Raw genomic sequence first — 19078 nt, 5'->3', positions numbered from 1 at the left:
GATGAGGCCGCCCCCTTATATCACGATCGACGAGGCGTTAATGCGCGCCGTGGGCCATGGTCTCGGCGCCGCGTCCCCAGACGTAGATGCAGATGAACAGGAACAGCCAGACCACGTCGACGAAGTGCCAGTACCAGGCGGCGAACTCGAAGCCGAGGTGCTGCTTCGGCGTGAAGTGACCGGCATAGGCGCGCGCCAGGCACACGATGAGGAAGATGGTACCGACCAGCACGTGGAAACCGTGGAAGCCGGTCGCCATGAAGAAGGTCGCACCGTAGACGTTGCCTGCGAAGGAGAACGCCGCGTGGCTGTACTCAAAGGCCTGCACGCAGGTGAAGGTCGCGCCCAGGAGGATGGTGAGGATCAGACCGTATTTGAGGCCCTGGCGGTCGTTCTCCAGCAGCGCATGGTGCGCCCAGGTCGCGGTGGTGCCGGAGGTCAGCAGGATCAGCGTGTTGAGGAGCGGCAGATGCCAGGGATCGAAGGTCTCGATGCCGTGCGGCGGCCAAGTGCCGGGCACGCTGCAGGCGCCCATCTGGGTGCCAAGACCGCAGCCGAACACGGCATCACGGGTGGCGTGGACGGGGTCGGCAGGGAACAGCGCCGCATTGAAGAAGGCCCAGAACCAGGCGACGAAGAACATCACCTCGGAGGCGATGAACAGGATCATGCCGTAGCGGTGGTGCAGCTGCACCACGCGGGTATGGTCGCCCTTGTACTGGGCTTCCTTGATCACGTCGCCCCACCAGCTCGCCATCGTGTAGAGCACGCCGATTGTGCCGATGCCGAAGATGATCGGCGCGGCTGCGAACATGTGGTGCATCCAGGCGATGGCGCCGAATGCCATGACGAAGGCCGAGACCGAGCCGACGGCCGGCCACGGAGACGGATCGACCAGGTGATAGTCGTGATGCTTGCCTTGCGCGGTCGCCATTTCCGTCTCTCTCCTTAGCCCGTGCCCGTCAGGCACTTATCCCCTTTAATTCCAATCCCCGGATGTGAGCCCGGCGATCAAAGATTGCCTTTGCGCTTGTCGTCCTCGCCGGCTGCGAGCGGCTTCGCCGCCGGCTCGCGCACCGGATAGAAGGTATAGGACAGCGTGATCGTGCCCAGCCCGTCATTGTCATGGTCGTCGACGATCGACGGATCGACGTAGAACACCACGGGCATCTCCCGCTTCTCGCCCGGCGCCATGGTCTGCTCGGTGAAGCAGAAGCAGTTGATCTTCTGGAAATAAGACCCGACCGTCAGCGGCGCGACGTTGTAGGCCGCTTGCCCTGCGGTGGTGCGCGCGGCCTGGTTGGTCACGGTGTAGTAGACGGTCGTGACCTGGCCGATATTGACTTCGATCTCGGTCTGCTCCGGCTCGAACTTCCAGGGCAAGCCCGGCGCGACGTTGGAATCGAAGCGCACTGCGATCTTGCGCGCGATCGGACCGGTCGCCGGCGCTGAGGTCGCGACCTGCGTCGTGCCGTTGAAGCCGGTGGCGCGGCAGAACCAGTTGTAGAACGGCACCGCCGCATAGGACGCACCGACCATCAGCGCGACCACGCCGCCGCAGATCGAGGCGACCAGCGCGTCGCGGCCAAGACCACTAAAAAGACCACGACCCTTCGTGGCCCTCCGGCTCTCATCCCGCGATATGGTCGGCTTCTGATCCATCTTTCCTACAATGGCCGGACTAGCACCGCTGGTCCCTTGACCATGGTGACCGCGAAAAACAACACCACGAGCACGCCGAGCGCGAGTGCGATCGCAATCGAGCGCTGACGGCGGCTCTTCTTCTGCGCCTCGGTGAGGACGATTCCATCTGGTTCGGGTTTGTCGGGCATGCCGGCGTCATGCGCCCCCTACCATCGGAGCAAGGGCGCGGAACACGACCTCGGCAAGCAGGGTCGCAAACAGCGCGAACAGATAAAGAATGGAGAAAGCAAACAATTTGCGCGTCGCGCGCAGCGACTGGCTGCGCTCACGCCGCATATAGACGTTGATGGCGAGCACCAGCATGCCGGCGCCGAGCACCAGCGAGGTGACGCCGTAGATCCAGTCGAAATAACCGAGCGCCCAGGGCACCGCAGCCACCGCGATCAGGACGACGGTGTAGAGCAGGATCTGCAGCCGCGTCGCATCGGGGCCGGCGACGTTGGGCAGCATCGGGATGCCGGCGCGGGCGTAATCGTCGGAGCGGAACAGCGCCAGCGCCCAGAAGTGCGGTGGGGTCCAGAAGAAAATGATGAGGAACAGGAGCAGCGGCTCGACGTCGACCGTGCCGGTTACGGCGGCCCAGGCCACCACCGGCGGCAGCGCGCCGGCGGCACCACCGATCACGATGTTCTGCGCGGTCCAGCGCTTCAGGAGCAGCGTGTAGATCACGACGTAGAAGAAGATGGTGAAGGCAAGCAGCGCACCCGCGATCCAGTTGACGAGGATGCCGAGCGTCATCACCGAGAAGAAGGCGAGCGTCATGCCGAAGGTCATCGCCTCGGGCTTGGTGATGCGGCCGCGCGGGATCGGCCGGTTCGCCGTGCGCGACATCTTGGCGTCGATGTCGCCTTCCAGCGCCATGTTCAGTGCACCGGAGGCGCCGGCGCCGACCGCAATGCAGAGCAGCGAGGTGATCGCGAGCACGGGATGGAAATGTCCCGGCGCCAACATCATCCCGACCAGCGCGGTGAAGATCACGAGCGACATCACCCGCGGCTTCAAAAGCGCGATGTAGTCGCCGACCTCCGCCTCGGAGACCCTGATATCGATGGCGTTCTGATCGAGAACCGACACTTAAACCTACTCGCTTGCTGATTGAGCCGCGGCGCCCGTAAAAGGCGCCGCGACGAAGGATTGCTTACTGCACGCGGGGCAGCACTTCGAACTGGTGGAAGGGCGGCGGCGAGGGCAGCGTCCACTCCAGCGTGGTTGCGCCTGCACCCCAGGGATTGGCTCCTGCCTCCTGCTTGCGGGCGAACGCGTCGTACACGCAGTAGAGGAAGATCAGCACGCCGAAGCCGGAGATGTAGGAGCCGATCGACGAGATGTAGTTCCAGCCTGCGAACGCATCGGGATAGTCGACATAGCGGCGCGGCATGCCCGACAGGCCGAGGAAGTGCTGCGGGAAGAACACCAAATTGACGCCGATGAAGGTGACCCAGAAGTGCAACTTCGCGAGTGCCTCGTTGTACATGTAGCCCGTCATCTTCGGGAACCAATAGTACCAGCCGGCGAAGATCGCGAACACCGCGCCGAGCGACAGCACGTAGTGGAAGTGCGCGACGACGTAGTAGGTCTCCTGGAGCACGCGGTCGACGCCGGCATTCGCCAGCACGACGCCGGTGACGCCGCCGACGGTGAACAGGAAGATAAAGCCCACCGCCCAAACCATCGGCGCGCGGAACTCGATCGAGCCGCCCCACATGGTGGCGATCCACGAGAAGATCTTCACGCCCGTGGGCACCGCGATCACCATGGTCGCGGCGACGAAATAGGCCTGCGTCGCCGAGGACATGCCAACCGTGTACATGTGGTGCGCCCACACCACGAAGCCGATGCCGCCGATCGCGACCATGGCGTAGGCCATGCCGAGATAGCCGAACACGGGCTTGCGCGAGAAGGTCGACACGATCTGGCTGATCATGCCGAAGCCGGGCAGGATCAGGATGTACACCTCGGGGTGACCGAAGAACCAGAACAGGTGCTGGAACAGCACGGGATCGCCGCCGCCGTCCGGCGAGAAGAAGGTGGTGCCGAAGTTGCGATCGGTGAGCAGCATGGTGATCGCGCCGGCGAGCACCGGCAGCGACAGCAGCAGCAGGAACACCGTCACCAGGATCGACCAGACGAACAGCGGCATCTTGTGCAGGGTCATGCCCGGCGCGCGCATATTGAAAATCGTGGTGATGAAGTTGATCGCGCCGAGGATCGACGAGGCACCGGCGAGGTGCAGCGACAGGATCGCGAAGTCGACCGCCGGTCCCGGGTGGCCCGAGGTCGACAGCGGCGCGTAGATGGTCCAGCCCGCGCCGACGCCGTTGGCGCCCGGCTCACCCTCGACGAAGGAGGAGCACAGGAGCAGCGCGAAGGAGGCCGGCAGCAGCCAGAACGAGATGTTGTTCATGCGCGGGAACGCCATGTCCGGCGCACCGATCATCAGTGGCACGAACCAGTTGCCGAAGCCGCCGATCATCGCGGGCATGACCATGAAGAAGATCATGATCAGGCCGTGGCTGGTCACGAACACATTGTAGGTGTGGGTCTCGTGGAAGATCTGCACGCCCGGATACATCAGCTCGGCACGGATCGCGATCGACATCGCCGCACCGATGATGCCCGCGATGACCGCGAAGATCAGGTACATCGTGCCGATGTCCTTGTGGTTGGTCGAATAGACGTAGCGCCGCCATCCGGTCGGATGGCCGTGATCGTCGTGTGCGTGGTCTTGGGCGTGATCGCCGTGTGTCGGTGCACTCGTTGCCATTTTCAAATCCTGCCTTGCGTCCCGTTCGGACCCCGAGAGGTCCCGCCCTTTCGTCCCTGAACCGGCGCTTACTGCGCCGGGCCGGCCGCGGAGGCGTAAGTGCTCGTGCCGCCGCTCGCATATTTCTTCTTCGCCGTTTCAACCCAGGAGGCGAATTCCTGGTCGCTGACCACGCGAATCGCGATCGGCATGAAGGCATGGTCCTTGCCGCAGAGCTCTGAGCACTGGCCGTAATACATGCCGGTCTTGGTCGCCTTGAACCAGGTCTCGTTGAGCCGCCCCGGAATCGCGTCGATCTTGACGCCGAAGGCCGGCAACGCGAAGGCGTGGATGACGTCGGCGCCGGTGGTCTGAACGCGAATCACCTTGTTGACCGGCACCACCATCTCGTTGTCGACGCCGAGCAGGCGAGGCTGCTTGTCCTGCGCCATCAGCGAGTCGAACTCGAACTTGCCGTTGTCGGGATAGGCGTAGGACCAGTACCACTGCTTGCCGGTGGCCTTGATGGTCAGGTCCGCCTTCGGCACGTCGAGCTCGAGGAACAGGAGGCGGAACGACGGCACCGCGATGCCGACCAGGATCAGCACCGGCACCAACGTCCAGACCACCTCGATCAGCGTGTTGTGGGTGGTCCGCGACGGCACCGGATTGGCCCTCGCATTGAACTTCACGACCACCGTGACCAGCAGCGCGAGCACGAACAGCGTGATCACGATGATGAGTACGGACAGGAAATCGTGGAACCAGACGATATTGTCCATCACCGGCGAGCCGGAGGCCTGGAGGTGCCATTCCCATGGCTCCGGCTGCCCAAGCTCGGCAAACGCAGCGCCGCCCGTAGCCAGCGTCAGGCCCGCTACGGCCAATCCCAGCAAGTGCCGGCCCACCGGGCCCATCGACATCTTCATGCCGTTCGCGCTCCCCTTACGAAATCACCCCAATGCACTCCCCTATTTTTGGGGAACGCTTATTCGATCCGCCCGTCCGACAAACCGCCGCGCAAGAATACCTCTAAGAGGAATTGGGGCCAGATCGCTAGAACGCCGAAATCAAGCCTCTCAAACCATAATTCTTGATGTATCGCAATGCAGTCTTGAGCCCGGTCTGCCAGCCATCACACGCAAGATATTTCAGACAAAATTGCCGGTCCCGGGAGTGTCGCGGCTTGACAGCAGGATTGCCCGCTGTAGGCACTGCCCCGTCGCCCCCGCAGGCGCCTGATTCGCGCGGGAAAAGGCGACCGGCGCGGCGCGAGATTTGCCTGTTGGCTGCTTGGGATCCGCCTTCAAGCCGCCGTCATTTCCGTACCTGAGTGGAAGCGAAGCCGCCCAAGCAGGTTGTGAACAGAGGGATCGACCCCATGGGGCTTTCGACACGCATGGCGAAACCCGCTCCTTACCGCCATTTTGGCGCGCTGGCTTGTCTCCTGGTGGCCGCCGTCCTCCTCGTGCCGGGCCTTGCACACGCGCAAGGCGCGGTGCGCTCGGTCCATGGCGACTGGCAGATCCGCTGCGACACCCCGCCGGGCGCCCAGGCCGAGCAATGCGCCCTGATCCAGAGCGTCGTCGCCGAGGACCGCTCCAATGCCGGCCTGACCGTGATCGTGCTCAAGACGGCCGACCAGAAGAGCCGGCTGATGCGGGTGGTCGCGCCGCTCGGCGTGCTGCTGCCCTCCGGCCTCGGCCTGAAGCTCGACAATCAGGACGTCGGCCGCGCCGGCTTCGTCCGCTGCCTGCCCAACGGCTGCGTCGCCGAGGTCGTGATGGACGACAAGCTGCTCGGCCAGCTCCGCTCGGCCAAGACCGCGACCTTCATCATCTTCGAAACCCCCGAGGAAGGCATCGGCTTCCCGCTCAGCTTGAACGGCCTGGGCGAGGGGTATGACAAGTTGCCGTAGGGCGGCTTGGCGCTGGTGGCATCGATTGCGGCCAGAAAACTGCGAAAAACTCCAGATGGCGACTCTCTTCGGCCTGAGGCTTCGGTTGCATCGCGCCTAACGCCCGAGCGAGAGCTTGAGAAGGTGGGGCACTTAGATGGTTAACTTGCCGAGCGAAGGCGAAGTCGATGCTGCCACCGCCGCTCTCGAACCTTATTTTACCGCCCTCGGAAGGGTAGCGCATTCGTGGAATCACTTGCACGAGGAGCTGGGTAAGCTCTTCTGCTCGGTCACAGGGCTAGAGCTGCATCATGGGATGGCAATCTGGCACAAACTGAAGAGCGATCGAAGTCAGCGCGACATCTTGAAAGGCGCAATCGACGCCAGAGCACAGGAGACGGATTGGGTAGCCAAACGTCCAAGCGTGACGGCCGCAATCAACGACTTGTTGCATGAGACAAATAGTCTCGCGGACCGACGCAACAATGCGGTCCACGCCCCGTGCTCAATTGCACTTCACGGCAACAGAAAAGACTTTGAGATCGTTCCGGTAACATTTTTTGGGAATGATAAAGCTAAGCGCCTGATCGGCAAGGATATCATTGAAGAGTTCAAGTGGTATGAGTGGTGCGCCGATACGCTGAAAAGATATACTACCAGCTGCCGTCTGGCTGTGGACGCAGAGCTGTTGTCGATTGAAAAGCCTCAGATGCCCACGCGCGGGCAAACGAGGAATTAGCGATAGTCACAGCCTACGCCCTGTCGACCCGATAAAGCTCCGTGTCGCACCAGGTGCAGCGGTAGATGCGGCCTGCACTGGCGACGGCCATTCCCGCGGCCTTTTGCCGGCACTTGGCGCAGACGACGCCGCCCGTCGTCGCGCTGCCTGGATGGGCCGCGACGTACTGTTCGCGCGTGGGATAGGATTTCCAGCCACGGCGGTAGATCAGCTGGTTGACGAACAGGACCAGAGCCAGCACGGCAAAGCCGATGATCAGGCCGTGATACTGGTCCCAGAACGCAAGCAGGGAATTCCACATGCTTTGGCCGCCGGTTCACACAAGAGCGCGCCGGTATAGGCTGAAAATCTTGAAAACCGGCTTAAGACGAGGGCATCCGAAGGGATGGCAGGGTGCGATCGCAACCATGTCGTTTCGGTAATGTGACGGCCGGCCCCCTCGCCGAACGCTTTTGAAACCATTATCTTGCCCCACATCTCCCGATAATGGATCGCCAATGACCAATCCCGCCACGACCTCCCTGCTCGACCGCGCCAATCTCGACCGCGACCAGGTTCGCCACGAAGTTACGCGCGGGCTTTCGGGCGCCGACGACGGCGAATTGTTCCTGGAATACAGCCAGACCGAAGCGCTGATGTTCGACAATGGGCGGCTGAAGCAGGCGACCTATGACACCTCGCAAGGCTTTGGCCTGCGCGCCGTGAAGGACGACGCGGTCGGCTACGCGCATTCCTCCGACGTCTCGCTGCCGGCGCTGATCCGCGCCGCCGATGCTGTCGCAGCAGTCCGCGGCGGCTATTCGGGAAGCTTTGCCGCACCGCCGCCGCACACCAATGTACGGCTCTATGCTGACGACAATCCGCTGGATGCGCCGGGCTTCGAGGCCAAGGTCAAGCTGCTCGCCGAGATCGACGCCTATTTGCGCGACAAGGATCCGCGGGTGCGGCAGGTCAGCGTCAGCCTCGGCGCGACCTGGCAGGTCGTCGAGATCCTGCGGCCCGACGGCGAGAGCTATCGCGACATCCGCCCCCTGGTGCGCGTGAACATCTCCGTCGTCGCCGGCCAGGGCGATCGTCAGGAGAGCGGCAGCAAGGGCTATGGCGGCCGCGCCGGCTATGCCGAATTCATCGAGACCAGGAACTGGCGCGACGCGGCTGACGGCGCGCTGCGCGAGGCGCTGGTGAACCTGGAATCCGTGCCGGCGCCCGCCGGCGAGATGGACGTGGTGCTTGGCGCCGGCTGGCCCGGCGTGATGCTGCATGAGGCGGTCGGCCACGGCCTGGAGGGCGACTTCAACCGCAAGAAGACCTCGGCGTTTGCCGGCCTGATGGGCCAGCAGGTGGCGGCCAAGGGCGTCACCGTGGTCGACGACGGCACCATTGCCTCGCGGCGCGGCTCGCTCTCGATCGATGACGAGGGCACGCCGACCAACCGCACGGTGCTGATCGATGACGGCGTCCTGGTCGGCTATATGCAGGACCGCCAGAACGCGCGCCTGATGAATATGAAGCCAACCGGCAACGGCCGCCGCCAGGGCTACGCCCACGTGCCGATGCCGCGCATGACCAACACCTACATGCTGGCGGGCGACCGCGAGCCGGGCGAGATCCTCGCCTCGGTCAAGAACGGCGTCTTTGCCGCGAATTTCGGCGGCGGCCAGGTCGACATCACCTCGGGCAAATACGTCTTCCAGTGCACCGAGGCCTACAAGATCGAGAACGGCAAGATCGGCGCGCCGCTGAAGGGCGCCATGCTGATCGGCAACGGGCCGACCGACCTGCATCGCATCCGCGCGATCGGCAACGATCTCGCGCTCGATACCGGCATCGGCACTTGCGGCAAGAACGGCCAGGGCGTGCCGGTCGGCGTCGGCCAGCCGACGCTTCTGATGGAACGGATTACGGTGGGTGGTACGGGCGCATGAGTGTTGAGAAAATGACTGTAGCAACCAAGCCCAATAGCAGCGGCAAGAACAGCGGCAAGAGCAGCAGCTGGCGCGGACAGCTGGTGCAGCTTGCCGGCATCGTCGCCGCCGTGTTCATCGCCAAGGGCGCGCTGGCCGAGCCGTTCTACGTGCCCTCGGGCTCGATGGAGCCGACCTTGCTGATCGGCGACGCGCTGCTCGCTTCGAAATTCCCCTATGGCTACGGCACCTCATCGCTGCCGATCCAGATCAATTTGCCAGAGACCGGCCGCGTCTTCGCCGAGACGCCGAAGCACGGCGACGTCGTCGTGTTCCGCTGGCCCGGCGACCGCTCGCAGGCCTGGGTCAAGCGCGTGGTCGGTCTGCCCGGCGACCGCATCCAGATGCGGCAGGGCCAACTCTTCGTCAACGACCGTCCCGCCGAGCTGAAGCCGGATGGCCTCGGCCAAGCCGAGGACGACAGCGGTGGCAGCGAACCCGCCTATCGCTATGTCGAGACGCTGCCGAACGGCGTGTCGCATCTCATCTTCAAGATGCGCGACAACGGTCCGCTCGACAACACGCCGGAAGTGACGGTGCCGGCCGGGCATCTCTTCGTGCTCGGCGACAACAGGGACAACTCCGCCGACAGCCGCGTGCCCCTTCGCTCCGGCGGTGTTGGGCTGTTGCCGATCGACAATCTCGTCGGCCGCGCCGATGCCGTGCTCGGCTCCTGGGATCTGGGCATGCGCAGTCAGCCGATGTGGACCTGGCTGTCGGGCTTCCGGATGGCGCGGTTCTTCACCGCCGTTCGCTAGGCCGATCGCGTGACCTTCGACGACGTCAGAAAATTTGTGCTGACGTGGCCGGAGGTCGAGGACGGCACCTCCTACGGCACGCCCGCCCTGAAGGTACGCAAGAAGATGCTGGCGCGCCTGAAGGAGGACGGCGACAGCCTGGTGCTGCCGGATGTGCCGATCGACGAGCGCGCGATGCTGGTCGAGAGCCGGCCAAAGCTGTTCTATTTCACCGATCACTATGCCGACTATCCGATGGTGCTGATCCGCCTGTCGAAGGCGAAGCGCGCCGACGTCGAGCCGTTCCTGCGACGGCGCTGGCGCATCCTCGCGTCCAAATCGGCGCGGGCGCAGTATGACGCGGGTTGATGATCGCGATGGACCGCGACGCGTTTCTCGCCCTGGCCCTGAAGAATCCGATCAACGTCGCGATCACCGACGCGCTCGCGCAGCCTGCATTGCCGGATGCCTGGCTGGTGTCGGGATGCCTGGTGCAGACGGCGTGGAACGCAATCACGGGGCGCGCGATCGATCACGGCATCGCTGACTACGACGTGTTCTATTTCGACCCTGACACCTCGTGGGAGGCGGAAGACACGGTAATCCGCAAGCTGGCGGCCAGCCTTGCGCATCTCGGCGCCAAGATCGAAGCGCGCAACCAGGCGCGCGTGCATCTGTGGTACCCCGACAAGCACGGCCTGCCCTATCCGCCGCTGACCCGTTCGACCGATGGCATCGACCGCTTCCTGACACGGAACACGCAGATCGGCATCCGGCGTGCTCGCGAGAGCTACGACGTCTATGCGCCGCATGGATTCGACGATATCGCCGCGTTGATCGCACGTCCCAATCCGGGTGCGAATTTTTCCGCGGCGAATTACGCGGCGAAGACCCAGCGATGGAAAGCGCTTTGGCCCGAGCTCACGATCATTGCGGCGGAGTGAGATACCGTAGGGTGGGCAAAGCGAAGCGTGCCCACCACTTCTGTTGCACGCGTGGAAAGATGGTGGGCACGGCGAAAGTGCGCCTTTGCCCACCCTTGTATTAGCGCGCCGGATTACAATGGCCTGGTTCCGTGAGGAATGGCCCAGCCCGGGCGGCCACCCGAGCTGGGCCGCCGATCGATCGGATCGATGCCCACCGAAGCCTTGAGGGCTGCGTTTCGTAGCAAGATCGCGATCGGCACTTCATCGGGACCCGCATGGTTGAACGAACTTCAGGTTCGCATCACAAGGGAGGGTCGAGGAAGATGGCCAAGCGTATCACGATCTGTGCCGGGATCGATACCGGCAAGCGCAAACTTGACGTGGCAGTCGATGGCTGTTCGGAGCCGTTGCAGGTCGAGAACACACCGGAAGGCTACAAGGTGCTGGTGGAATGGTTGCAGCGCCGGAAGGTCAAACGGGTCGGGATCGAGGCGAGCGGGGGCTATGAGCGGGCGGTCGTCGCCGAGCTGCGACGCAAACGTTTTGTCGTCGTGGTCTTTCAGCCGGTCCAGGTGCGCGCCTTTGCCATGTTCCACCTGCAGCGGGCCAAGAATGACAAGATCGATGCAGCGCTGATTGCAGCCTGCACCGCCGCGGCCAAGAAGATCCACCCCGCTCCGGATCCTCGGCTGGGGCCCTTTGCCGAGCATCTGACAATGATCGAGCAGATCGGAGAGGATATTGCAAAGCTCAAAAACCGGTTGGAGAGCTGCCGCAACGCGCGTATCCAGAAGCTCTGGAAGGAGCAGATTGCTCTCTTGGCCAGGCACAAACGAGCCGAGTTCAAGGCTCTGGTGGCAGCGATCCGCAAGCATCGCGATCTCGCCGAACGGCTCGATCTGATCTACGGCGTCGCCGGCAGCGGCCTTCCGACTGCGGTTTCCATCCTGATCAGGATGCCCGAGATTGGCCAGGTCACGCGCGAGCAAGCCGCAGCCCTCGTCGGGCTTGCGCCTTACGACAACGACAGCGGCGATCACGTTGGCGTCCGTCACATCGAAGGCGGGCGCGAACGCTTGCGCCGGGCGCTCTACACCGCGGCTCTACCGGCATCATTCCGCTGGAATCCGCAGCTCATGGCCCTGTACAACCGGCTGATCGCCGCCGGCAAGGGCCACAAGCGCGCGCTCATCGCCTGTGCCAGGAAGCTGCTCGTCGTCATCAACGCCGTCGTCGCACGCGGAACGCCGTGGCTCGCCGAACCGCCCAAAATCGCGAGCGTGCCCGCCACCTGATCGCGTTTCTTTGTTCGGCCGAAGCACCGTTTCTTCGTCCCGACCTGCCCTCGCAAATGACGCCGCGCACAGCGGCCGTCAAGGCTGGCCGTCGTGCCGGCCCCGCCTCACATCCGCCGCTGCCAGGCCACGCCTTGACGGCCACGAGCACGGCGTCATCCTCCCGGCAATCGGACGTCGCTTTAATGGTTGCTACGGCGCTACGCACCTGGGCATCACCGCACCACGCCCGACGTAAACCCCGCCTTCCTGCGCGGCGGCTTGATTTCCTTCTTCAGGAAGCATTTCGCTTCGCGGCCCGTGTAGCCCGGGCGGGCGAAGGTGAAGGCGCGGCATTTGTTGTCCGCGATGCAGGCGGCCTTGCAGGCCTCCTCGCCTTCGTCGGCCTTCAGTTCGAAATTGCGCAAGTCCCCGCCGGGACGGTCGATCGACGTCTCGACGCCCTCCACGCGCGGCTCGATCACGCCCGCGCCGCGGACGCCGGAGATGCAGCAATTGGCGGGAGTGCGCGGCGGTACGGTGTTCTTCAGCCAGCATACTGCAGGCGCGCCCTCGACGTCGGGATAGCTGAAGCTCCAGGACCGGCAGCGGCGGTCGCGCTCGCAGAGGAGCGCGCAGTCCTCAGGATCGCCTGAGGTCACGGGCGTGTTGAAATAATCGCCGCCGGGCCTGTCGAATGCGGTCTGGGCGCTCGCCGGCACGATGGCAAGCAGGACCGCCAGCAGCATGACCCACGCCATACCCTGTGCCACGACCCTTGTCATCAAGGCCCCAGGCAGGCGGCCTTTCCCCATCAGAACAGCTTTCGAGTTACTGAGCGCGCTTGAGTTTTTCAGCCGGTCATTTGATCGCCGCAAACCTGTACGGGCGATGAACGGCGGCGCGCCGCTGTTCCGGCTGAGCTAGAACGCGTAGTCCTCGTAGGCCGGTTCCACGGATTCCTTCCAGGCGCCGTGAAATTTCTCAAGCATCTCCTCGGCCGGCGTGCGTCCGCAATCGATGATGCGGTCTAGCGGCTCCAGATGGCGGGTCTCGTCGCGGCCGAGCTGGTCGATCCGGCCGCGGCGCCGCAGGCCGGCATGGGCCAGCACCAGGCATTCCTTGGCGATCTCGAAGAGATAGCGGTCCTTGATCCGGGCCTTGAAGCCGAAGCGCGGCACATCGTCGCGTAGCGCCTGGCGCTCATGCGCGCTCCAGTGCTTCACCAGATCCCAGGCAGCATCGAGCGAGGCGTTGTCATAGAGCAGCCCGACCCAGAACGCCGACAGCGCCGGCAGCCGGCCCCAGGGACCACCGTCGGAGCCGCGCATCTCGAGGTAGCGCTTCAGCCGCACTTCCGGGAAGATGGTCGAGAGATGATTGGCCCAGTCCGACAGCGTCGGACGCTCGCCCGGCAGGTTGTTGTTGCGACCGTCGAAGAAGGCGCGGAAGGAAGAGCCCGACACGTCGATGTAGTCATCGCCACGCTTGACGAAATACATGGGCACGTCGAGCGCATAGTCGATATAGCGCTCAAAGCCCATGCCGTCCTCGAAGGCGAAGGGAAGCATCCCGGCGCGGGCATTGTCGGTGTCGCGCCAGATCTCCGAGCGGAAGGACAGGAAGCCGTTGGGCTTGCCTTCGGTGAAGGGCGAATTGGCAAACAAGGCGGTTGCGACCGGCTGAAGCGCGAGCGAGACGCGCAGCTTCTTGACCATGTCGGCTTCGGAGGAAAAGTCGAGATTGGTCTGCACCGTACAGGTGCGGTACATCATGTCGAGGCCGTATTTACCGACCTTCGGCATGTAGTTGGTCATGATCTTGTAGCGGCCCTTCGGCATCACTGGAATGTCGGCGCGCGACCAGGACGGCGTCATGCCAAGACCAAGGAAGCCGATGCCGAGCGGGGTCGCGATCTCCCGCACCTGCGCCAGATGCGCCATCAGCTCGCTCTGCGTCTGGTGCACGGTCTCGACCGGCGCGCCGGACAATTCGAACTGCCCGCCCGGCTCGAGCGAGATCGCACCGCCGCCGGTAACGTCGTAAAGACCGATGATGTTGCCCTTCTCCATGATCGGCTCCCAGCCGAGCAGGAGCTTCATGCCTTCGAGCAGCGCGCCGATTCCGCGTGCGCCTTCGTAAGGAACCGGACGGCGGCCTTCGAGCGTGAACGGCGTCTTCTCGTGCTCAGTGCCGATGCGGAAGTCGTCCACCGGCTTGCAGCCGGCCTCGAACCACGCGACGAGTTCGTCGCGCGATTGCAGCGGCGTCATATCGATCTGGTCTCGCGCCATATCAAACTCTAATCAAAAGCGCTTCGACCGAACGCGCGCGGGTGACAGGGATGGTCCGCGAACCCACCGGTTGCGTGGACATGTTGTTTTGCTGCGGGATCATCGCAACGGTGTGCTTTCGTTGGCGACCGGCAGCTTCATCTCGCCGCAGGAGCAACCGAGACGGTCGAGCAGACCGCTGAGCTTGACGGCGTCCGCATCGGACAGTTTTGAGCCGACATACTTCTCGATTGCGGCGGAATAGGCACCCCACATCCGCTTCTGCAACTCGCGACCGGCTTCGGTGATCTCGACGAACTGCCCGCGCTTGTCGATCTTGCATTCGCGGCGCACGGCGAGGCCCTCGTCGACCAGGCGGTCGATCAGCCGCGAGGTCGAATATTGCGGGATCAGCATCTGGCGCTCGAGCTCCACGGGCCGCAGTTCGCCCGAGGGCGCGCGCGAGAGCTCCAGAAGCGCATCATACCAGGCGAGCGGCGGGAAGCCGGCCTTCTTCAGGTCCTGCTCCACGCAATCGAGCACGCGGCTCTGCACCCGCATCAGGCGGATCCAGGCGGACGTCGCCTCGGTCGATGGTTTGCGTTTCATGGTCCCGCTCAAGCTAGTAGCCTGTTCTTAGCGCACTTGATGCACCTGCATCAATCTTGACTATTCCATGCAGATGCATGTAGGCATTCTTTCGCCCCCACCAACCATCGGCAGGAGAAAATTCCATGAAACTCTACTACTCGCCGGGAGCGTGCTCGTTGTCCCCCCACATCGCCCTCCTCGAAGCCGACCTGCCCTACGAACTCGTCAAGGTCGATATCCGCGCCAAGAAGCTCGAAGACGGTCAGGATTTTCTGAAGGTCAACCCGAAGGGCCAGGTGCCGGCGCTCGGTCTTGATAGCGGTGAGATCGTGACCGAAGGCCCGGTCATTGTCCAGATGATCGCCGATCAGGCCTCGGCCAAGGGCCTGGCGCCCGCGCGCGACAGCGCCGAGCGTTACAAGCTCCTGGAGTGGCTGAACTTCCTCACCTCGGAGGTGCACAAGAGCTTTGGTCCGCTATTCTCGCCGGTGCTGGCCGACGATGCCAAGGCTTTCTTCAAGGAACGCGTGATGGGCAAGCTGAAATACATCGACGGCCAGCTTGCCGGGCGCGACTACCTGATGGGCAAGCAGTTCACGGTGGCCGACGGGTATCTCTTCACCATGCTGACCTGGGCCGAGCGGCTCAAGTTCGACCTCTCAGCCCTCACCAACCTCCTCGCCTACAAAGCGCGCGTCGCTGCGCGGCCGAAGGTGCAGGAAGCCTTGAAGCGCGAAGGGCTCGCGCAGGCGGCGTGAGGATCTCACCCACGCGCAAACACAAAAAGCCGGATGATCAATCCGGCTTTTTCTTTTCCTGAATTTGATGTCGCCGGATCCGAGCGTGGAACTTTGCTTGCGGGTGTTGCAAGCGCCCCTCCGCGGCGTCCAGCTCGACTATACGCCAATACCACTTCACCCTCGCGACGCACGGAACCAGATGGTCTTATCGGCGCCGTGCTGACTTACGAACCGCTCACTCCTTGAGCGTAAGCAATGCTGCCTTGTTACTGCCAAGGATCAGGTCAAACTTCGGCTGGTATTTGATTTGCGTTCAATTGGAGCTGAAGTTGACGATTATTCTCATCCTGCTTGTGCTGAGCACGATGATGGGAATGGCGACCGGTCTGACGTTCAAGGTCCAAGCTCTGATCCCGGTCTCGGTTGTGATCGCGATCTCGGCGGCGGTCGTTGTTCGTTCCGCCGGCTTTGGACCCGTTGGCGGCGTGTTCGCTATTGCCGCCTGCCTTGTCGTTGCCCAGCTCGCCTATCTGGCGGCAATCTTCTTCCTGTGCAAACGCGAGTTGTTACTTCACGACGAAATCGACGGCGATCCAGGCAAGCCAGGCAAGCAATAAATCCGCGGCAAGGACAAGCAGTACCAGGCCTGCCCAGAACGGTCCCTTGCGGCGCAGGCGCGCGATCATTCGACGCGACAGGCCCAGCAAGGCCATGAAAGAGTATTTCGCGGTCAGGCCGTGACCAACCGCTCTCCTCTCGTGGGATAGAGTGCGCATTCAGGAAGACCTTCGTTGCAGATCGTCGTCTTGCCGGATGAACTGGCAAAACGTGCAATAACTTTCAAAAGCAAGAGAAGTGCCGAGATCGGCACGCAAAAAGCCGTGTGCCCCTTACGCAACGCAGGCCCGCCCGGATTATGGCATCTTCCCGTCAAAGATGTGTGGGAATCGCGCCACAAGTCGGCAAAAACTTGAGGTGTGGCCGGACTGCTGACCGTTGGTTGAGAGAACTGCGTGGAATGAGCAGTCGAAAAGCAAAAAGGCCGGATCGGTGATCCGGCCTTTCGTTACATAGCGACAGCGGAGTCTTAAGCCGCCGACTTCTTCGGGGCGAAGCGGCCGTAGAAGGTCTCGCCCTTCGCCGCCATCTCTTCGAGAAGCTTTGGCGGGGTGAAGCGGGAGCCGTATTTGGCTTCCAGTCTGTGGCAGAGCTCCACGAACTTCTTCGTGCCCATGAAGTCGATATAGGACAGCGTGCCGCCGGTGAACGGTGCGAAGCCGAAGCCGAGGATCGAGCCGACGTCCGCTTCGCGCGGATCGGTGATGACGTGATCCTCCACCGTGCGCGCGGCTTCCACCGCCTGCACCACCAGGAAGCGCTGCTTCAGCTCCTCGACATCGAGCGTGTCGGGGTCGAGCTGCTTCGGCTGGAGCGCCGACAGCCCCGGCCACAGGCTCTTCTGACCCTTGCCCTTCTCCGGATAGTCGTAGAAGCCCTTGCTGTTCTTGCGCCCCAGGCGGCCCTGCTTCTCGACCATCTCGACCATCAGCTTCTTCTGATCAGGGTTGATCGCATTGGGCCCGAGATCGGCTTCGGTCGCCTTCATGATCTTCAGGCCGAGGTCGAGCGCGACCTCGTCGGACAGCGAGAGCGGGCCAACCGGCATGCCGGCCATCTTGGCGCAATTCTCGATCATCGCCGGCGGGACGCCTTCGAGGAACATCTCGTTGCCTTCGGCGACGTAGCGGCCGACGCAGCGGTTGGCGAAGAAGCCGCGGCTGTCGTTCACGACGATCGGCGTCTTGCCGATGGTGCGGACATAGTCGAGCGCCGTTGCCAGCGCGAGATCGCCGGTGTTCTTGCCGAGGATGATCTCGACCAGCATCATCTTCTCAACCGGCGAGAAGAAGTGGATGCCGACGAACTTGCCCTGGTCCTTGAAGCTTTCCGCCAGCGAGGTGATTGGCAGCGTCGAGGTGTTGGAGGCGAAGACCACATCCGGCTTCAGATACTCCTGCGCCTTGGCGAACGTCTCCGCCTTGACCTTGCGGTCCTCGAACACCGCCTCGATGACGAGGTCGACGTCCTTCAGCGCAGCATAATCAGCGGTCGGCGTAATGCGCGCGAGCAGCGCTTCGGCATCCGCGGGCTTGGCGCGGCCCTTCTTGATCTGCTCCTCGATCACCTTCTGCGCATGCGCCTTGCCCTTGTCGGCGCTCTCCTGGTCGCGATCGATCAGGACCACGTCGAGACCGGCGCGGGCCGAGACGTAGCCGACGCTCGCGCCCATGAAGCCGGCGCCGATCACGGCGATCTTCTTCACCTTGGTCGGCGGCACGTCCTTCGGACGGCGCGCGCCCTTGTTGAGCTCCTGCATCGACAGGAACAGGCTGCGGATCATCGCGGCCGCCTCCTTCGAGCGCAGCACCGAGGTGAAGTAGCGCGACTCCACGCGCAACGCGGCGTCGATCGGCAACTGCAGGCCTTCATAGACGCAGCTCATGATCGCGCGCGCGGCCGGATAGTTGTCGTAGGTCTCGCGGCGGTAGATGGCGTTGCCGGCCGGGAACATCATCATGCCGTTCTTGGAGAACACCGGGCCGCCGGGAAGCTTGAAGCCCTTCTCGTCCCAGGGCGCGACCGCCTTGCCGCCGCCCTTGATCCAGTCCTTCGCCGCCTTGATCAGATCGGCCGCGGGAACGATGGCGTGGATCAGGTTGAGCTGCTTGGCCTTGTCGAGCGCGACGGGATCGCCCTTGAGCAGGATGGTCATCGCATCCTGCGGCGGCACCAGGCGCGGCACGCGCTGCGTGCCGCCGGCGCCGGGGAACAGGCCGACCTTGACCTCGGGCAGGCCGAGGCGCGTCTTGGGATTCTCAGCCGCCACGCGATAGTGGCAGCACAGCGTGATCTCGAAGCCGCCGCCGAGCGCCAGCCCGTTGATCGCGGCCGCCCACGGCTTGCCGGAGGTCTCGATGGAGCGCAGCACCTGCGAGAAGCGCCGGCTCTGGTCGAACAGCATCTGGTTCGCGGCCGTCTCGCCCTGCTCCTTGAAGACTTTTGCGTAGGCCTGGTTCATGCCCTCGAGCATCGAGAGATCGGCGCCGGCGCAGAACGCCTCCTTGCTGGAGGTGATGACGACGCCCTTCACGGCCGCATTCGCCGTGGTTTCCTTGACGATCGCGTCGAGCTCGCTGGTCGAGGTCTCGTCGAGCACGTTCATCGAACGGCCCGGGATGTCCCAGGTGACGAGCGCGATGCCGTCGGCGTCGGTCTCAACCTTGAAATTCTTGTAAGCCATGTTGGTTGCTCCTCGGTGCCGGCAGCCGATGTCAGGCGCGGCGGTTGAACTGTGATCTCGTCTTCCCCTCTCCCCTTGTGGGAGAGGGTCCGAGCGAAGCGAGGGGGTGAGGGGTCTGTATCCGCGGAGACAGACCCCTCACCCGTCGCGAACCCGCTTCGCGTGTTCGCGCCACCCTCTCCCACAAGG

General features: G+C 63.5%; 21 protein-coding genes. 10 read left to right on the top strand and 11 right to left on the bottom strand.

Going from position 1 to position 19078, the window contains the following annotated elements; all coding sequences use genetic code 11:
* Window positions 1–37 precede the first annotated feature (37 nt).
* The 6 genes from NLM33_RS33420 to coxB form a co-directional block, all read right to left on the bottom strand.
* On the bottom strand, window positions 38–934 hold the full coding sequence (locus tag NLM33_RS33420) for a cytochrome c oxidase subunit 3 (RefSeq protein ID WP_254102701.1): 897 nt from the start codon (window positions 932–934) through the stop codon (window positions 38–40).
* 77 nt (window positions 935–1011) lie between these two features.
* Complete coding sequence (locus NLM33_RS33415) at window positions 1012–1662, bottom strand: cytochrome c oxidase assembly protein (protein WP_254102699.1); 651 nt, start codon at window positions 1660–1662, stop codon at window positions 1012–1014.
* Between the two features lie 5 nt (window positions 1663–1667).
* The gene (locus tag NLM33_RS33410; protein ID WP_254102697.1) at window positions 1668–1832 is read right to left on the bottom strand and encodes a CoxF protein; all 165 of its coding nucleotides are present in this window, start codon (window positions 1830–1832) and stop codon (window positions 1668–1670) included.
* A gap of 7 nt (window positions 1833–1839) precedes the next feature.
* Window positions 1840–2778 carry a heme o synthase gene (locus NLM33_RS33405; protein WP_254102695.1) on the bottom strand — a complete coding sequence of 313 codons (939 nt, stop codon included), beginning with the start codon at window positions 2776–2778 and terminating at the stop codon, window positions 1840–1842.
* Window positions 2779–2842: 64 nt separating this feature from the next.
* Window positions 2843–4468, bottom strand: a complete 1626-nt coding sequence (gene ctaD, locus NLM33_RS33400; protein ID WP_254102693.1) for a cytochrome c oxidase subunit I — start codon at window positions 4466–4468, stop codon at window positions 2843–2845.
* A 68-nt stretch (window positions 4469–4536) separates the two neighbouring features.
* On the bottom strand, window positions 4537–5376 hold the full coding sequence (gene coxB, locus NLM33_RS33395) for a cytochrome c oxidase subunit II (RefSeq protein WP_254102691.1): 840 nt from the start codon (window positions 5374–5376) through the stop codon (window positions 4537–4539).
* A 452-nt stretch (window positions 5377–5828) separates the two neighbouring features.
* Here coxB and NLM33_RS33390 point away from each other — a divergent pair, with 452 nt between their 5' ends.
* Together NLM33_RS33390 and NLM33_RS33385 are read left to right on the top strand one after the other, a co-directional pair.
* The gene (locus tag NLM33_RS33390; protein WP_254102689.1) at window positions 5829–6365 is read left to right on the top strand and encodes an invasion associated locus B family protein; all 537 of its coding nucleotides are present in this window, start codon (window positions 5829–5831) and stop codon (window positions 6363–6365) included.
* Window positions 6366–6501: 136 nt separating this feature from the next.
* Window positions 6502–7083 (top strand): hypothetical protein, encoded by a 582-nt coding sequence (locus tag NLM33_RS33385; protein ID WP_254102687.1) that lies wholly within the window; start codon window positions 6502–6504, stop codon window positions 7081–7083.
* Between the two features lie 13 nt (window positions 7084–7096).
* Here NLM33_RS33385 and NLM33_RS33380 read toward each other — a convergent pair whose 3' ends face one another.
* A complete protein-coding gene (locus NLM33_RS33380; RefSeq protein ID WP_254102685.1) occupies window positions 7097–7384 on the bottom strand; it encodes a hypothetical protein in 288 nt (95 codons plus the stop codon).
* A 196-nt stretch (window positions 7385–7580) separates the two neighbouring features.
* On the opposite strand from NLM33_RS33380, the gene tldD reads away from it, so the two are divergent.
* The 5 genes from tldD (at window position 7581) to NLM33_RS33355 (ending at window position 12005) form a co-directional block, all read left to right on the top strand.
* The gene (gene tldD / locus NLM33_RS33375; protein ID WP_254102683.1) at window positions 7581–9008 is read left to right on the top strand and encodes a metalloprotease TldD; all 1428 of its coding nucleotides are present in this window, start codon (window positions 7581–7583) and stop codon (window positions 9006–9008) included.
* On the top strand, window positions 9005–9805 hold the full coding sequence (lepB, locus tag NLM33_RS33370) for a signal peptidase I (RefSeq protein ID WP_254102681.1): 801 nt from the start codon (window positions 9005–9007) through the stop codon (window positions 9803–9805). The genes tldD and lepB overlap by 4 nt, the downstream gene beginning before the upstream one ends.
* A gap of 9 nt (window positions 9806–9814) precedes the next feature.
* Window positions 9815–10153 carry an MmcQ/YjbR family DNA-binding protein gene (locus tag NLM33_RS33365; RefSeq protein WP_254102680.1) on the top strand — a complete coding sequence of 113 codons (339 nt, stop codon included), beginning with the start codon at window positions 9815–9817 and terminating at the stop codon, window positions 10151–10153.
* An 8-nt stretch (window positions 10154–10161) separates the two neighbouring features.
* Complete coding sequence (locus NLM33_RS33360) at window positions 10162–10728, top strand: nucleotidyltransferase family protein (RefSeq protein WP_254106021.1); 567 nt, start codon at window positions 10162–10164, stop codon at window positions 10726–10728.
* 305 nt (window positions 10729–11033) lie between these two features.
* The gene (locus NLM33_RS33355; RefSeq protein ID WP_254095913.1) at window positions 11034–12005 is read left to right on the top strand and encodes an IS110 family transposase; all 972 of its coding nucleotides are present in this window, start codon (window positions 11034–11036) and stop codon (window positions 12003–12005) included.
* Between the two features lie 215 nt (window positions 12006–12220).
* On the opposite strand, the gene NLM33_RS33350 is transcribed toward NLM33_RS33355, so the two are convergent.
* The 3 genes from NLM33_RS33350 to NLM33_RS33340 form a co-directional block, all read right to left on the bottom strand.
* Window positions 12221–12799, bottom strand: a complete 579-nt coding sequence (locus tag NLM33_RS33350; protein ID WP_254102679.1) for a PAN domain-containing protein — start codon at window positions 12797–12799, stop codon at window positions 12221–12223.
* Between the two features lie 108 nt (window positions 12800–12907).
* Complete coding sequence (locus NLM33_RS33345; protein ID WP_254102678.1) at window positions 12908–14278, bottom strand: glutamate--cysteine ligase; 1371 nt, start codon at window positions 14276–14278, stop codon at window positions 12908–12910.
* Window positions 14279–14377: 99 nt separating this feature from the next.
* Complete coding sequence (locus NLM33_RS33340) at window positions 14378–14866, bottom strand: MarR family winged helix-turn-helix transcriptional regulator (protein ID WP_254102677.1); 489 nt, start codon at window positions 14864–14866, stop codon at window positions 14378–14380.
* A 125-nt stretch (window positions 14867–14991) separates the two neighbouring features.
* Here NLM33_RS33340 and gstA point away from each other — a divergent pair, with 125 nt between their 5' ends.
* From gstA to NLM33_RS33325, 3 genes are all read left to right on the top strand, one after another.
* On the top strand, window positions 14992–15606 hold the full coding sequence (gstA, locus tag NLM33_RS33335) for a glutathione transferase GstA (RefSeq protein WP_254102676.1): 615 nt from the start codon (window positions 14992–14994) through the stop codon (window positions 15604–15606).
* Window positions 15607–15917: 311 nt separating this feature from the next.
* A complete protein-coding gene (locus NLM33_RS33330; protein ID WP_254102675.1) occupies window positions 15918–16205 on the top strand; it encodes a hypothetical protein in 288 nt (95 codons plus the stop codon).
* Between the two features lie 174 nt (window positions 16206–16379).
* Window positions 16380–16562, top strand: coding sequence for a hypothetical protein (locus NLM33_RS33325; protein WP_254102673.1), 183 nt, complete (start codon window positions 16380–16382; stop codon window positions 16560–16562).
* Window positions 16563–16675: 113 nt separating this feature from the next.
* On the opposite strand, the gene NLM33_RS33320 is transcribed toward NLM33_RS33325, so the two are convergent.
* Entirely contained in the window at window positions 16676–18889 is a 2214-nt protein-coding gene (locus NLM33_RS33320; protein WP_254102671.1) for an FAD-dependent oxidoreductase, read from the bottom strand.
* Window positions 18890–19078 lie beyond the last annotated feature (189 nt).

This window comes from Bradyrhizobium sp. CCGUVB1N3, assembly GCF_024199925.1.
GTDB lineage: Bacteria > Pseudomonadota > Alphaproteobacteria > Rhizobiales > Xanthobacteraceae > Bradyrhizobium.
Note: the sequence above shows the minus strand (reverse complement) of the source record. Positions and strands in the feature narration are given on the sequence as shown.